The organism is Vibrio sp. 10N.222.49.C9 (assembly GCF_041474985.1).
Classification (GTDB): Bacteria; Pseudomonadota; Gammaproteobacteria; order Enterobacterales; family Vibrionaceae; genus Vibrio; species Vibrio crassostreae_C.
Window position 1 is genome coordinate 1 of sequence record NZ_JBFRVD010000141.1, and the last position, 254, is coordinate 254.

1 tRNA gene is annotated in these 254 nt (G+C 44.5%); it reads left to right on the forward strand.

The window, feature by feature from the left end:
- Window positions 1-51 precede the first annotated feature (51 nt).
- Window positions 52-127 (forward strand) — tRNA-Val (locus AB4585_RS22395).
- Window positions 128-254 lie beyond the last annotated feature (127 nt).

A 254-nucleotide genomic window follows, 5' to 3' on the forward strand; every position in this document is an offset into this window, starting at 1 on the left:
ATCCTGCACGACCCACCATTCCTTCTCCACGAAGGAATTAAAACTTTTAGTGGGCGATTAGCTCAGTTGGGAGAGCACCTGCCTTACAAGCAGGGGGTCACTGGTTCGAGCCCGGTATCGCCCACCATTCTCTAAATATTCTTGGAAGTTAAATCTCCAAACCACTTCTTATGTCGCTGGTTGGATTTTTCGACTGTGAGAGTCTTTAGAAAATGAACTTCACAAGAAGTCTCATTGCTCTTTAACAATTTGGA